Source organism: Bacillus sp. L_1B0_5, assembly GCF_000836715.1.
Taxonomy (GTDB): domain Bacteria; phylum Bacillota; class Bacilli; order Bacillales; family Bacillaceae_G; genus Bacillus_A; species Bacillus_A thuringiensis_S.
The window spans coordinates 1-14,453 of record NZ_JXIS01000100.1 but is presented as its reverse complement, the minus strand read 5'-3'; the positions used below and the strand labels follow the sequence as shown (position 1 = coordinate 14,453).

The following is a 14,453-nucleotide window of genomic DNA, read 5'->3' as shown; positions in this document are numbered from 1 at the left end:
TTCAGCGGCTTTTCTGTTTTTATTTGTAACTGAAACACATTATACTTGGCCAATTATTGTGCAACCTTTTCGAATAAATGATTTTCTTTATTTGAAAATAAGGGTGCATCTATAAAACCATAATGGTAAACTAAAATACCTAATTCCACTCTAGAATTAATATGCCATTTTTCTTTAATATGATTAATTATCGTTGAAATCCTTCTAGGGGTAACATATATTTTTTTTGAAATTTCTACATCTGTAAATCCTTTTGCTACATAAATAGCCACGTCTAACTCTCTTTCGGTCAACATTCTTTTCATAAAATACGCTCCTTCGAAATTATTTATATAAAAATCAAAAGAAACTATTAAAAGAAATAAAGGTGAAAAATCATATTTATTTTAATTTGGCTATTTGCGGGTAGTAAGACTCCCACCTCAAAATTTAGATGTGGCAAAGAAGTCGGACTCCCTGAAAAAGCCTGCCTGGAGTGAACTAATAATCAGTGATGATGAATAAAACTCCCATTGATTATTAGTGAACCATATTTTAATAATTTCTTGTATTGTGATACAAGTTTGTAAAAAAAACTATAAATCCATATAATTAGTAATTGTAACTATATTAATTTTACATTACATTAAAAGTTGGAAAATATTCTTATACTCATAAAGTGTTACATTTGAGGGAGGAAAGATGGAATTCTACAATCTTGGTATTATTATTAAAGAACTTAGAAAGAAAAAAACATGTCACAATCTGAATTATGTCATGGAATATGTTCACAAAGTCAAATTAGTAAGATAGAAAAAGGTATTATTTATCCATCTAGCATATTGTTGTATCAATTATCTGAAAGACTTGGTATTGATCCAAATTATATATTTGCACTAACCAAAAACAAAAAAATAAAATATATTGAAAATGTAAAATATGTAATGAGAGATTGTGTGAAACAAAAACAATATAATGAGCTTTACGAAATAGTGAAAAAAGAGAAAAACGAAAATAATTTTCAATCAAAAGAAGATAAACAATTTCTATTATGGCATGAAGCGATTGCTATATATTATGTAAATGGAGCAACAATTAATGCTTTTGACATTTTAAATAGAGCACTAAAACAAACCTTAAGTAGTAGTAACTTTTTATCAGAAAAAGAAATAAGCATAATGAATTCAATTGCTATAATACATGCAGAAAATGAAGACTATGAGAAAAGCATAAATATATTAAAACAAAGTTTAATTAATTTTAATAAGATAGAATTCCCTAGAGAAAAAGAAATCAAATTAAGACTCATTCATACGTTAACAAAATGTTTACACCTTGCAAATCAATATGAAGAAGCAATAAAGTATAGTGAAATAGGTATAAATTTAGCCATAAATATGAATACTTTGTACTTATTAGGTGAATTATTCTTTGAAAAAGGTGCAATTTTATTAAAAGTTCAGCACTCTAATGAAGTTGGTTTAACATACATAAAAAAGGCATTATTTATATTTGAATTAACAGAAAGAAAACAATATATTAAAATGATCAAGGATAAATATATTAAAAATCAAGAATAAACAAGAAATAATTCTAACATAAGTTATTCCTAATTGGTATTTATTCCTAAAAAAAGTGCTGTAATACGAACTATTCCTAATTGTTGTTTATTGCTAAAATAAGTACCGTAATATTAGATAAAAATAAAGGGTGGCATTTTATGAAAACAAGAGGGATTACTCGTAAAGCAGATAGCATGGGGCGTATTGTTATTCCAATGGAAATAAGACGGAGTTTAGGAATTGTAGAAAAAGATTCTCTTGAAATGTTTATAGAAGAGGACCAGATTATTTTACGAAAATATCAATCACCAAGAGCTTGTGCACTTACAGGGGATATTTCAGACAGCAATATTTCGTTAGCGAATGGGAAGATTATTGTAAGTCCAAACGGGATGGAACTGTTAATAAAGAAGTTACAGCAATATCTTTTAAAATAAAAGGTAAGTAAGAAATTTAAAATAGAATATACTTGGAAAAAGGTCCTCTATCACCATTTAGGGGACCTTTTTATTGTTATCAATAAAATTGAGAGGCCGTAGTTGGTTCAATGAAATACGAATTACCTTATAAATAGTCTGACTATTTTTTATAAAAAAACTATTGATTTACATTTTTTGGTTTCGTGTTATATTTTTAGTGTTAACATATTTATATTGAAAATTCTGATTTTAAACCCAGGAAAACTTTAGAAAATGAAATACTCTTACTTGAATTGAAAATCATATAAACATAGTTTGAAAGTAAAGTATGAAAATGAATCAGATTTTCAAATTAAATTTGCCAATTTAACGGAGATTCGTGGGGGAAATGTGACTAAGAAGAAATCTCTTATACTCCACGTTTTTTATCTGTAAATTGGTAGTTCTAATAGCTTTGAAGAAAAGCAAAGGAGCAAAAAAGAAGTAGGTAGTTCATTTAATAGAAGATATGGTGTGAAAAAATAAAACAACGGAGGTTTTATAATGAATAAAGGAACACTGCAGATTACAGAAATCGAAGAAATTAGCATTCCTAATGTATTGAAGGATAAAATGAAGAATCTAATAGACCATGAATTAAAAACTCATAATCCTTATACTTGTGAACAAGAAATAGCTGCAAGCTTTTCAAGAGAGTGGCTTAATTGTTTGATTGATTATTCAAAGAAAACTTCGAATTCAGACATGAAAAAACTACTACATATGATAAAAGTAGCGAATTGTGGTGGGAACGTACCACCTACTCTTATTAAAAATATTCCATGTGATCCTATGGAAACCCTATTACCTGGGGAAAATCGCAAAGGTTTTAATTATGGTGAAGACGAACACGATAGAATGAAAAAATATTTTTATGCAGAATGGGTCACATGGCTTTTTGCCACACTTTTTAATTATGATGCTTTAATTCACCCATCCGAACATGCAGGGAAAAATAGATTTCATCTTATTTCACCTTTAAACAACGATGAAGTTTTGCGAAATGTTGGTGCAAGCACCGGTGGCGGGAACTTTTATCAACATAACGATGCCACAGTGTATACAGATATGAAAGACCAATCAGATATTGAAGCAAGATTGAAAACATTCAATACGAATTTAGAAATTGTATCAAATAGACTTAATAAATCCGTGGAACGAATAGTGTCTGAAATTACTTGTGGAAAATTTACTAGAGTTGATGCTCTTTTATTAAAAGGAGTGTTAAATTTAAAAACTCAAACTCATATTGGAACGCCAAAATTACTTCAAAAGCATCTTGAAGAAAATCACTTCAGTAAAGATGACATATTGGCGATAAGTAAAATGCCTATTGCTCATATCGCAGGAATGGCGGATGGTGAAATATCTGGATTTGTAGGGGAAATAAACCAAATCATATTTTTGGATGATAATGGCGATATTATTGCAACTTGTTTGAATGGAGCAGAAAATAGATTGATTTATGTGGGAGAAAGTGAAGAAGAAAAATTGAAATTTGACATGTTTTTAGAACTCTTACGAACAACGCCTACTTATAAGGTTCCACTTACATCTGAAGATTTATTAATTATCCCAAATTCATACTATGGTAAACAAACAAATGTAACTCATGGTAGGGAAAGGTTATCTGAAGAAGAATATAAAATCCCAATTGGAGATAATAAGTACGGAAGAAGAATTGTTTGCAGGCAGTACGTTTCCAGCCGATTACGTGATCAGAAAGAAAGTTACTTTACAGATATCATTAACTAGTTTAAAGAGAGGAGGGGCGATGGGGAGGTTTGAGTTATAATAGCTCAAGCCTGCCCCTATTCTTTGTATGGATTTTACTATTGAATTACTTATACTACTATTTTTAGTAGCTGTATTAGCAGGATGGATAGATACAATTGCTGGGGGCGGTGGTATGATAACTATCCCGATAATGTTATTAGTAGGTATGTCTCCTTCTGTAGCGATAGCAACTAATAAACTACAAGGGAGTAGCGGAACCCTCATGGCAACAATGATTTTTATTAAGAAGAAAGAAATTAATCTCAAAGATATGCGTTTGTCCATCTTAATGACCTTTTTGGGATCCGTTTTCGGTGGATGGCTTGTTTTACAGATACGGGCAGAATATCTAATCATGATATTACCTTTTTTACTTATTATTATTGGTCTTTATTTTCTATTATCTCCAAATATAGCAAATGAAGATCGACCGAGAAAAATAAGTATGTTGTTGTTTGCGTTAACAGTGGCTCCGTTACTTGGATTTTATGATGGTTTCTTCGGCCCTGGAACAGGTAGCTTGATTGCTTTAGCATTCATTCTCTTATGTGGATATAGTGCTACACGGGCAACTGCAAATGCTAAGATTTTGAATTTTACAAGTAATTTCGCTGCTTTGTTGTATTTTATTATTTTTGGCCAAATCGATTGGACAATTGGATTGATTATGATGCTTGGTCAAATTATAGGATCATACATTGGGGCGAAGATGGTGCTTACAAAAGGGACGGCATTAATACGACCAATAGTGGTTATTGTTTGCTTTGTCATGGCAATTAAAATTTTTTTACAAAATATAAACTAAATGTAATCAATATATTATTTGGATCAAAGTTAGAGTGTTTTCATGTTCTTATTGCAGTATTAAGCTGTTTAAGATGTGTTCAAAATTACACAATTTGACTAGTGTAATGTATTGCGTTATGCTTTTTTTAGTATAAAAGAAAGGCTTGAAGATAATGATTCGTCGTTTGAGAAAGCTAAAAAATGTAGCTGTCGTAGTAAGCTTCTAAGTAAATAGCAAAATATATAATACTTAGAAGCGAGGAATAAAGTTATGAAGTATCCATTATTTAATCATTGGTCAGAAACAAAGTATATAAAAGATATAGTAACAAATCCACTCATTGAAGTGGGAGAGTACTCCTATTATTCAGGCTATTATAGTCATCAAAATTTTGAAGATGGCTGTGTAAGGTATTTGTGGGGGGATGCTAAGTCTCAAGCACTTTTCAATCCAATTGAACAGATGGGATGGCATCTTGATAAACTTATTATTGGGAATTATGTTTGCATTGCAAGTGGAGTAGTCATTTTAATGGGTGGTAACCATAATCATCACTCAGAATGGATTACAGTATATCCATTCGCTGAGCAAATTGAACAATCATATGAACCTAAGGGTGATACAGTCATAAAAAGTGATGCTTGGATTGGAATGAATGCTATAATAATGCCTGGCGTTACTATTGGTGAAGGGGCAATTGTTGCTGCAGGATCTGTCGTAAGTAAAGATGTTCCGCCGTATACAATAGTTGGTGGAAATCCTGCTAAGGAAATAAAGAAACGATTCACTGATACAGAAATAAACATGTTAATGGAAATGCGTTGGTTTGATTGGGATAGGAAATTGATTGAGAAGGCAATTCCGCTGTTATCTAGTCCATCCATCGAACCATTATTTGCTTTTTATAAAAATGAAGTGAAAAATAAATAAATCAGTTAGAAAAACTACATCCAGTATAGGGTGTAGTTTTTTTTATTACAAAAAACTAATAGTTTAGACTAAAGAAAATTCATCTCTAATATAAGTCTAGCAAATAGCTGAATTGAGTAATTAAAATCCTTGATAGCTAATAAAGCATTAACGGGCAGTAAGACCCCAACTGATTAAAGTTTCACTTTATTTTTTGTAAATATGGAACAAATGTAGTATCTAGATTGTCTATTAATTGTAATCCTAAAAAATATGAAAGTGCGAATCATTTTGAAAAATATAAGGGGATTAAAAATAGGGATATGTGTGGGAATACAAAGTATCAGGGCATCTAAAAGTGTCGGATGAGATGGTCTATATGAAAGCGATTCTAATGTATTATATGTATATACAATTTGAGAACACTGTCTGTTTTTTTGAGATTATGTTAGAATAACGCTTTTTTGAGTACAAAGATATTGGAGGTAACAGAAGTGAAAGGTATGCTTTGCAAGAGATTTATTGCAATAGTAACAGTGCTTACACTATTTTGTAGCATGTTCGTTACATTTGGAAGAGCAGCGGCGGAAACAGTTTCTGCTATAGAGGTTGAAGCAGGATCAGCAATTTTAATAGAAGCAAATTCCGGGAAAATTTTATATGAAAAAAATGCAGATGAATCATTGGCAATTGCTAGTATGACAAAAATGATGAGCGAATACTTAGTTCATGAAGCGGTGGATAAAGGAAAACTTAAATGGGATCAAAAAGTTAAAATCTCTGAATATGCACATAAGATTTCCCAAGATCGTTCATTATCAAACGTTCCATTAGAAAATGGTGGCTCTTATACAGTAAAAGAGTTATATGAGGCAATGGCAATTTACTCTGCAAACGGTGCAACAATTGCTTTAGTTGAAGAGATTGCTGGTAAAGAAGTCAACTTTGTAAAAATGATGAACGATAAGTCGAAAGAGTTTGGAATGAAAGATTATAAATTTGTAAACTCTACAGGCTTAACAAATCACGATTTAAAAGGATATCATCCAGAAGGGACAACTCTAGACGAGAAAAATAAAATGTCTGCAAGGGATTGTGCAATTTTAGCGCAACGTCTTATTCAAGATTTCCCCCAAATATTAAATACAGCAAAAATTCCTAAAAAAACATTCCAAGAGGGTGGTAAATATCCAATTGATATGGCGAACTTTAACTGGATGTTAAAAGGTTTAATTAAGCAATATGAAGGTGTAGATGGTTTGAAAACAGGAACGACTCCAGAAGCGGGAGATTGTTTCACTGGTACAGTAGAAAGAAATGGTATGCGCCTAATTTCTGTAGTGATAAAAGCAAAATCTCATACGGCACGTTTTGATGAAACAAAGAAATTATACGATTATGGATTTGCGAATTTTGAAGTGAAGAATGTCTACAGAAAAGATTCAGTAGTAAAAGGGCATGAAACAGTGCGAGTAGCAAATGCAAAAGACAAAGATGTAGTAGTTCAAACGAAGCAAGCTGTTTCACTTCCAATGCCGAAGGGCAATAAAGACATTTATAAAAAAGAATTTAAAGTATTGAATAAAAAACAAGAAGCGCCTATGAAAAAAGGTGTAACAATTAGTGAAATGATTATCTCGCCTAAAGATAATACAGATCCTGGGTTCTTATCAGGTAAATCGTTACAAATAGATCTTGTAACAAAATCTGATGTGGAACAAGCAAATTGGTTTACACGTTTTATACGTAAAACAGGATCTTTTTTTAGTGGTATGTGGGATAGTGCGATTGATATAGTAAAAAGCTAATTTTATAGGATACAACTAAATATTAGTCTGAAACAAAAGGTTTCAAAGTCTTATAGGTTCTTATGTGCATAGTTTGGAATGAAAGAGTGTATTACTTTTGAAATTTGGTTCTTCGGAACATTTTGTATTTCTATCAAGCTAAAATAAATTTATATCCAAATATCCCTAAAACGCTATTCTTTTTGTAGAAATATACAGAAAGGATGGCGTTTATTATGAATTTTTCGATTTAAAGGATTCGGGTGCAAGGTTAGTTTAATAAAGTTGCATGATGAAAAAACACCCACTATTCCATCAATTGACAATAAAAAATTAATATCTGGTACGTATTTCTGTAATTAGATTGTATCCCGCTATTTGCCGGGCAGTAAGACCCCCATCTCAAAATTCAGCGGAAGCAAGGAAGTTAGGTGGGGGCCCTGCTGCCCGTAAACGCCCGATTGGCGAGGGCTGATTAAAGTTTCACTTTATAAAAATTTAATAAAATCTTTTCTTTGTATTAAATATTTTGTTTTAAATTATGTATATAAAGAAATGGAGGTCAAATTAACTTTGTACTGCTTATATTAGGAATTTAAAGAAACAATATGTACAATCCACCCACTACATTTTTATAGTGGCCTTTATGAACAGCAAAATTTACAATTTACAAGGAGAACATTTTATGAGTAAGAGAATAAAAGAATTAGATTCCATACGAGGGTTAGCGGCACTTACTGTGGTATTTGGACATTTTTGTTTAATGCTACCATCGTTGCCTAATTCTATTAAATTTTCCCCGCTTAGGTTTTTATGGGCGGGTGGGGAAGCTGTTATCGTTTTTTATGTACTAAGTGGTTTTGTGTTATCTATGGCACTTTATCATTCAAAAACAAATTATTGGGGATATTTAATTAAGAGATTTGTAAGAATCTATATTCCTTATTATTTTTGGATAATCGTTACCTTTGTTTTATTTATTTTATTTTCGTCGTATGAAGTGGTAGGATTACGGGATTGGTTCTATGATAGGTGGCAAGGGTCTATAACAAAATTAGATATTCTAAACCACTTTGTGCTTCTTAATAACTTTTTTACGGAAAATTATAATCCAGTTATTTGGTCATTGGCTCAAGAAATGCGTATATCTATTGTGTTTCCTTTGTTATTCCTTCTTTTTTATAAACTGAATTGGAAGAAAACGATACTATTTGCATTGAGCTTTTCTTTAATTAGTGTTGTTCTTAATATGTTGCATATTGGGAAAGCTGAAGGATTTTATAATGGTTATGCTGATACACTGCATTTTACATCTATGTTTATGGTTGGAATGTTACTTTTTAAGTATCAGGAAAAACTTATCTACTCATATAGGAACATGAAAAAATTTAAAAAAGGATTTCTTATTGCATTAGGGATTATTCTATATTTATATTCCATTTTAATTTATGGTTTTTCCCGTAATGATACAACTTTCTTATTAAAAGATTGGGGTGTCGTAATGGGGGTTAGTATATTTATTATAATGGCTATGAGTAACCTAAAAGTAAAAGCATTTTTAAATAAGAGTGTATTTGTATATTTAGGAGAAATTTCATACAGTATCTATTTGTGTCATTTTCCAATCATGATGTTATTATTTAAACTTTTGTATACAAAGATACCTATCTTTTTCCTTCTTACTTTGTGCATTGCAATGACACTACTTTTTTCTATAGTTTCATATCATTTAATCGAAAAGAAATGTATCAACTGGGCAAAACAAAGAACAACAAATTTTTTGAAAAAAGTATAATTACTAGATAGATTTTATTTCTTTAGTAAATATATGAATATGACCGATTCCTAAGTATACTTAGGAATCGGTCAATTTTGGATTCTAAATGTAAATATAGTAAAGTGGAATATAATTGAAATCGAAAACCACTTAGAAATAACAATTACGGTGTGAGCTATTGTATAGTATAGATATGGTTAATAATAAAGGGGGAATACATATGTGGAAGCGATTTGTAGCAATTGGTGATAGTTTTACAGAGGGGATAGGGGATAAAGTTGAGGGAATTGCATTAAAAAGTTGGGTAGATCATTTTGTTCAACTGTGTGAAAACGATATAGAATATGCCAATTTTGCAAAGCGTGGGTTAGTAACTAAAGAAATTCGCTCGCAGCAATTGGAAAAGGCGTTAACTTTTAATCCAGATTTGGTTAGTCTCATTGCAGGGGCAAACGATGTTTTAAAAGGACGTTGGAATCATGATGCATATAAGAACGATATGGAATTTATGATAAATACATTAAGTAAAGCAGGGGCTGATATTATTATAGCAAACCTTCCAGATTTTACAGTTAGGCTTCCTTTTGCTTCTGAAAAAAAACAAGTAATAAAAGAACAATTATTAGAGGTAAATGAAGTTATATATTCACTGAGCAGAGAGTATAAGCTTCATCATGTTGATTTTTGGAATCATCATTTAGTTAATGACAATACGCTTTGGTCTAAGGATTTAATTCATCCAAACTCAAAAGGATATGTAAAAGTTGCTGAATTAATTTTTAGTAGTTTGCCTGTACAGAAGATAAAATAATAGTTTGCAATTTAACGAATATGATATTAAGTGTATGAAGCTATGTTTTTTAGTAAATGGAAAGAATAATTCATGAATGATGGGTATGTGTATACACTTTTATTAGTTTGATATAGAAAAAGAGTCTTATATGAATAGGACTCTTTTTCTCATTTTTCCCTCTACAGCTAATGAGTTATTGAATATTTTTTGTCATTTGCTGGTTACTATAACAAACATGAAAAGGGCTTTAAATTTAATTCTTAGGATATCGCTCTTTTACAAATTCTTCGATGTTAATAGCTTTTTTAATTTCTTCTGATGATAACCAGGGTGTATATTTTGTTCCATTCTTAGTTTGTAAATATATCTGAAATTTTTTATTATATAGTTCTTCTTTAAGGATTGTGGTTACCTTGATTAAATCTTTAATTACAAGGGGATTATTTTCAAATTCATTACTACCGGTATTAATAATCAAATTCACCTTATATCCTCGAACATCCCCATCTTTCAAATTTGAATAAGTAATACCTTGTAATTCAAAACGATTGTTTTGAATTGCAATTAATCTCTCTTCTATTTTTGTATGATTTTTAATCCAATTTTCTAAATAAATGTCTATGGCATTGCCCATCGTTTTTTTCATTGTTAGTAACAGCTCTTCTTTTGTTATCATTTTTTGCACATTTTTAAAAGGTCCACCTAAAGATTTGCCATTATAATCCTTAATTTCAAGTTCTGTTATCTTTTTATTATTTTTCTGGATGAGTTGAAATAGAGTATATAAACGATCTAATTCTACTGATTCAAATTGGCTAAAGTCAATCTCGTTACTCATTTGCAAAGTTAATAATAATTCATTAGTTGGTTTCCCTTCATCTGATCTTCTATCCTCTGACAAATATTGAAGAGTGTTATCAGTTTTAGTTTCCACGTATCCTAACTTTTTCATTTCTTCTAGAGTTGGTTGGAATTTCTGATATGCCTCAAATGTTTTTTTTCCATATTTGTATTCATCACTTTTTATGGATGAATAGAAGAGACCATCTACCTCTACTCGAAATTGAATATTTTTATTATTCTTTGCTTGCACAGTATGGTATGCATGCCCCATATTATTTTCATTTAAAGGGCTCATATGTGTTACAACAACATCGATTCCGTGTTTTTCTTTTATATATTTTTTTACCTCATCTTCATTAACTTGATTACAACCACTCAAAAATAAGAAATATACTATTAGTAATATTACATTCTTTCTGTTTTTCATATAAATGCTCCTTGCGAAAAAATCATTCTTAATAGTGTAGCACTCTGCCAATACTTCTATTTCTTCTTCATATACTCTAATTTTCATATAGTATAAACCAGTAATTACTTGAGAAATTGTATACCTACTGAAAGATTATAAAGGGTACATCTAGCATTTTGGAAATCACCCACGCTATGCAAAAATAGTAATGAGCTGCTCAAATGAACGGCTCATTACTATAAAAATCGTTATTGGAAGTTATTTTGCATAGTAGTTTTCGCATTCGATGTTTTTAAGATCTTTGGAAATAATTTATACATTTGGTTCCAGAATAAACATCCTACTAATGTTCCAACGGTGTTCAATATCACATCGTCTATATCTGATGAACGACCTGCTGGAAAGACATATTGGATAAATTCAATTAGCAGTGAAAATACAAATCCTATTATAGTCACTTGATAAATAGAAAGCTTTGCGTGATATTTCCAAAATAAGCCGAAGTCAAATGGCATAAATAGGATAATATTAAACAATATATTTTTGATAGGAACCATAATATCGACATAATTGGTCATAAGCTTATACATACCAATAAACGGAATCAAGTTTACAACTCGTATTTGTTCCATCCCAGTAAATCTTGGTGTAACGGTAATGAGTAAAATTGCAATAATCGAAAGAGGAAACACTATGTTCATAAAGATTGTGTTTTTCTGTATAACTTTATCTTTCGCACTTTTTTTTGCCAATACAAATGCAATTATACATACAATAACGGTTGCGATTAAAAATAGTGGAACGACATGTCCAAAAGATCGCCATAACTGTGTCATATTTTTCCATCCTTTTTTAGGTTTATTTTAACATGCTCAAATCGATAAGAACATATTGAATTTCCCATCTATATAACGCGAATTTCATGAATTATTATTTGTAGTCGAACTGGTCTTTAGAGCAATTTAGAGTAGACTTGAAACAGCATAGATTCTCTTAAGCTGAATATCTTATTGTAGAGGCAATCTTTATTACATGGGGGAGTCTGCATGGGATACTTAATACCTGTTGAATCTGATGTAAGAATTTTTGTAGAAGATATAAATTCGAAAGGTAAGAAAACAATACTTTTTATACATGGGTGGCCATTAAACCATAAGCAATTCGAATATCAGTACAATGTACTTCCAGCAATGGGATATCGATGTATAGGCATTGATTGGAGGGGGTACGGCAATTCAGACAAACCATATAGTGGATACAATTTTGATAGATTGGCAGATGATATAGCAGTAGTAATTAAAGCGTTACAGCTTAAAGATGTCACACTAGCAGGACACTCCACAGGTGGTGCAATTTCAATTCGTTATATGGCTCGTTATCAAGGATTTGGAGTATCCAAATTAGTCCTAATTGGTGCTGCATCTCCGACTAGTGTGGAAAAAGAGATTGCGAATAAGTTCATTACAGACACACTGAATGATCGCCCTAATATGTTGCAGGGTGTAACAAATCAATTTTTCTTTCAGAAAATCACTGGACCATTTTCCGAATGGTTTCTACAGTTAGGATTGGAAGCGGCTAGTTGGTCGACAGCTGCGATTATGAGAACATTGAGAGATGAAAATGTGTATAGCGATCTTGGTAAAATAAATGTACAGACGCTAATTATTCACGGTATTCACGATAAAATTGTTCCATTTACTAAAGGAGAAGAGACGCAAAAATTATTGGGAAATGCACAACTTGTACCTTTTCAATTCAGTGGTCACGGTACATTCTGGGAAGAGCGGGAAAAGTTTAACCAGGTTTTAATCCAATTTATTGGATGATAAAATACACTATGTAATATGTACGTAGGCTAAATAGTAAGTAATAAAAGGTACGCACTTGATTAAAAACTCTATTCTGAGAGTTCCTTTTATTTTCAGCTATTCACTTCATCCAAATTTGTATGAGAAGGAGATAAGCCTTACCGATACACAATTACTAAAGGTATAAAGGAACAATAAAGGATAAGTATGGTATAAGAAGGGGAAAGTTGTTCTGCTTTATCCGCGAATGGCTCTAGTTTTGAATCAAATAGTGAGGCGTTAAGATGATGGGATTGATTATAGTATCTCGATATATTGAAGAACAGACACGTAAAGAATTAGCAGGTACAATGGCATACGATGAAATTGAGTATGAACTATCCAAACAGTATCAACGGTTTACTAAGGATTACGAACAGTATAGATTACAAAACCCCTGTATTAAGGGGATTTTGTTTTTTTACATGACGAAATGCTTAAAAACATAATATAAAGATTAAACATGTTTGATTTTCATCCATGTTTAATTTTTATAGACATCCATTACTTTAAACGTTTGACAAACGAGCATTAAGTCTGGAGTAAAAGTAAGTCCATACCGACTTAATTCCCAAGTGAAAAATTTAACGTGCTCACTATACCAATAATCATAGCTTAAATCTCCTTCACCCTCAGATATTGCAAAATTACTTGTTACTTCATTCATTTTTAGTAAATCGATCTTTGTATATTTTATAATTGCTAATGGATTATTGTCTCCATCCAATACAATATCGTACTGACCAACTTTTTGAATTTCTTCCCCTTCAAGCTCATAAACACAATGTGCAGCGCATGTTCCTGTTTTGATTCCTTTAACTACTAAACTTCCTAATTTATCTCCCATTTCTTTGGAACCATCTCCAAACATCCATGCATCTGGAACGCTCATGTTTAACTCATTTTCTTTAGCGTACATATACCAATATTCTTCTATCTTATTAAATGACATCAGTCACTCATCTCCTTAATATTTAAATATTTCGAATTTAACACGTGGCATATTATCTGTCAATATTTTAGAAGAACTTGTAATACAATTACATCGATAAATTTTTTGTAAAATAAAACTCTTCATAATCATATTTCACATTATGTAAACTCATGCAAATAAAGAAAAATTGTACTGTTATTATGCTGAAATTGTAATCGGAAAGTAAAATGGTTGAAAAGTACACGTTATAAATGGATTTATTTACTAATAATATTTTCTTTGTTTCGTAGCATATTAAACGTACAGGAGGTGATATGTGATGGCAAACAATCGTAACAACTCTTTAGTGGTTGCAGGTGCAGAAAGCGCACTGGATCAAATGAAATATGAAATTGCACAAGAATTCGGCGTACAATTAGGCGCGGATTCAACTGCAAGAGCGAACGGCTCTGTAGGTGGAGAAATCACAAAACGTCTCGTTGCTATGGCAGAACAGCAACTTGGTGGATATAACAAATAATGCTAGGTATAAAGTAGAAAAAGGAGAGATTATATCTCTCCTTTTTTTCAGGCTGTGGAGAAAGTCTTC

The 14,453-nt window shown here is 31.2% G+C and carries 14 protein-coding genes and 1 pseudogene; 11 read left to right on the top strand and 4 right to left on the bottom strand.

All coding sequences use genetic code 11. From position 1 onward, the window contains the following. Nucleotides 1–53: 53 nt before the first annotated feature. Entirely contained in the window at nucleotides 54–305 is a 252-nt protein-coding gene (locus RT27_RS26080) for a LuxR C-terminal-related transcriptional regulator (protein WP_043938110.1), read from the bottom strand. A 376-nt stretch (nucleotides 306–681) separates the two neighbouring features. On the opposite strand from RT27_RS26080, the pseudogene RT27_RS26075 reads away from it, so the two are divergent. From RT27_RS26075 to RT27_RS26040, 8 genes and pseudogenes are all read left to right on the top strand, one after another. Continuing rightward, nucleotides 682–1,559, top strand: a pseudogene (locus tag RT27_RS26075) (helix-turn-helix domain-containing protein). A 140-nt stretch (nucleotides 1,560–1,699) separates the two neighbouring features. Further along, entirely contained in the window at nucleotides 1,700–1,978 is a 279-nt protein-coding gene (locus RT27_RS26070; protein ID WP_016512834.1) for an AbrB/MazE/SpoVT family DNA-binding domain-containing protein, read from the top strand. 525 nt (nucleotides 1,979–2,503) lie between these two features. Further along, entirely contained in the window at nucleotides 2,504–3,754 is a 1,251-nt protein-coding gene (locus RT27_RS26065) for a hypothetical protein (protein ID WP_043938107.1), read from the top strand. A gap of 67 nt (nucleotides 3,755–3,821) precedes the next feature. Next, nucleotides 3,822–4,580: a TSUP family transporter gene (locus tag RT27_RS26060; protein ID WP_029442323.1), complete on the top strand. Its 759-nt coding sequence runs from the start codon at nucleotides 3,822–3,824 to the stop codon at nucleotides 4,578–4,580. Between the two features lie 252 nt (nucleotides 4,581–4,832). Then, complete coding sequence (locus tag RT27_RS26055) at nucleotides 4,833–5,492, top strand: CatB-related O-acetyltransferase (RefSeq protein ID WP_000876934.1); 660 nt, start codon at nucleotides 4,833–4,835, stop codon at nucleotides 5,490–5,492. Between the two features lie 473 nt (nucleotides 5,493–5,965). Continuing rightward, complete coding sequence (locus tag RT27_RS26050; RefSeq protein ID WP_043938104.1) at nucleotides 5,966–7,279, top strand: D-alanyl-D-alanine carboxypeptidase family protein; 1,314 nt, start codon at nucleotides 5,966–5,968, stop codon at nucleotides 7,277–7,279. 625 nt (nucleotides 7,280–7,904) lie between these two features. After that, nucleotides 7,905–9,053 carry an acyltransferase gene (locus RT27_RS26045; RefSeq protein WP_043938102.1) on the top strand — a complete coding sequence of 383 codons (1,149 nt, stop codon included), beginning with the start codon at nucleotides 7,905–7,907 and terminating at the stop codon, nucleotides 9,051–9,053. Between the two features lie 202 nt (nucleotides 9,054–9,255). Continuing rightward, nucleotides 9,256–9,846, top strand: coding sequence for an SGNH/GDSL hydrolase family protein (locus RT27_RS26040; protein WP_043938099.1), 591 nt, complete (start codon nucleotides 9,256–9,258; stop codon nucleotides 9,844–9,846). A gap of 235 nt (nucleotides 9,847–10,081) precedes the next feature. Here the strand turns inward: RT27_RS26040 and RT27_RS26035 are convergent, their stop codons facing one another. Beyond that, complete coding sequence (locus tag RT27_RS26035) at nucleotides 10,082–11,098, bottom strand: hypothetical protein (protein WP_043938097.1); 1,017 nt, start codon at nucleotides 11,096–11,098, stop codon at nucleotides 10,082–10,084. A gap of 230 nt (nucleotides 11,099–11,328) precedes the next feature. Then, complete coding sequence (locus RT27_RS26030; RefSeq protein ID WP_231577695.1) at nucleotides 11,329–11,916, bottom strand: VanZ family protein; 588 nt, start codon at nucleotides 11,914–11,916, stop codon at nucleotides 11,329–11,331. A 210-nt stretch (nucleotides 11,917–12,126) separates the two neighbouring features. On the opposite strand from RT27_RS26030, the gene RT27_RS26025 reads away from it, so the two are divergent. Together RT27_RS26025 and RT27_RS26020 are read left to right on the top strand one after the other, a co-directional pair. Then, the gene (locus RT27_RS26025; RefSeq protein WP_043938095.1) at nucleotides 12,127–12,909 is read left to right on the top strand and encodes an alpha/beta hydrolase; all 783 of its coding nucleotides are present in this window, start codon (nucleotides 12,127–12,129) and stop codon (nucleotides 12,907–12,909) included. A gap of 269 nt (nucleotides 12,910–13,178) precedes the next feature. Beyond that, nucleotides 13,179–13,379 carry a hypothetical protein gene (locus RT27_RS26020; protein ID WP_229196666.1) on the top strand — a complete coding sequence of 67 codons (201 nt, stop codon included), beginning with the start codon at nucleotides 13,179–13,181 and terminating at the stop codon, nucleotides 13,377–13,379. A gap of 35 nt (nucleotides 13,380–13,414) precedes the next feature. Here the strand turns inward: RT27_RS26020 and RT27_RS26015 are convergent, their stop codons facing one another. Beyond that, a complete protein-coding gene (locus tag RT27_RS26015; protein WP_043938093.1) occupies nucleotides 13,415–13,882 on the bottom strand; it encodes an ASCH domain-containing protein in 468 nt (155 codons plus the stop codon). A 301-nt stretch (nucleotides 13,883–14,183) separates the two neighbouring features. Between RT27_RS26015 and RT27_RS26010 the strand changes: the two genes are divergently transcribed. Continuing rightward, nucleotides 14,184–14,384 (top strand): alpha/beta-type small acid-soluble spore protein, encoded by a 201-nt coding sequence (locus RT27_RS26010; RefSeq protein WP_000002881.1) that lies wholly within the window; start codon nucleotides 14,184–14,186, stop codon nucleotides 14,382–14,384. Nucleotides 14,385–14,453 lie beyond the last annotated feature (69 nt).

Excerpts from the sequence above, each read along its gene's own strand:
- RT27_RS26080 (WP_043938110.1), bottom strand. The coding sequence starts at position 305 with ATGAAAAGAATGTTGACCGAAAGAGAGTTAGACGTGGCTATTTATGTA.
- RT27_RS26070 (WP_016512834.1), top strand. The coding sequence starts at position 1,700 with ATGAAAACAAGAGGGATTACTCGTAAAGCAGATAGCATGGGGCGTATT.
- RT27_RS26065 (WP_043938107.1), top strand. The coding sequence starts at position 2,504 with ATGAATAAAGGAACACTGCAGATTACAGAAATCGAAGAAATTAGCATT.
- RT27_RS26060 (WP_029442323.1), top strand. The coding sequence starts at position 3,822 with ATGGATTTTACTATTGAATTACTTATACTACTATTTTTAGTAGCTGTA.
- RT27_RS26055 (WP_000876934.1), top strand. The coding sequence starts at position 4,833 with ATGAAGTATCCATTATTTAATCATTGGTCAGAAACAAAGTATATAAAA.
- RT27_RS26045 (WP_043938102.1), top strand. The coding sequence starts at position 7,905 with ATGAACAGCAAAATTTACAATTTACAAGGAGAACATTTTATGAGTAAG.
- RT27_RS26040 (WP_043938099.1), top strand. The coding sequence starts at position 9,256 with ATGTGGAAGCGATTTGTAGCAATTGGTGATAGTTTTACAGAGGGGATA.
- RT27_RS26035 (WP_043938097.1), bottom strand. The coding sequence starts at position 11,098 with ATGAAAAACAGAAAGAATGTAATATTACTAATAGTATATTTCTTATTT.
- RT27_RS26030 (WP_231577695.1), bottom strand. The coding sequence starts at position 11,916 with ATGACACAGTTATGGCGATCTTTTGGACATGTCGTTCCACTATTTTTA.
- RT27_RS26025 (WP_043938095.1), top strand. The coding sequence starts at position 12,127 with ATGGGATACTTAATACCTGTTGAATCTGATGTAAGAATTTTTGTAGAA.
- RT27_RS26020 (WP_229196666.1), top strand. The coding sequence starts at position 13,179 with ATGGGATTGATTATAGTATCTCGATATATTGAAGAACAGACACGTAAA.
- RT27_RS26015 (WP_043938093.1), bottom strand. The coding sequence starts at position 13,882 with ATGTCATTTAATAAGATAGAAGAATATTGGTATATGTACGCTAAAGAA.
- RT27_RS26010 (WP_000002881.1), top strand. The coding sequence starts at position 14,184 with ATGGCAAACAATCGTAACAACTCTTTAGTGGTTGCAGGTGCAGAAAGC.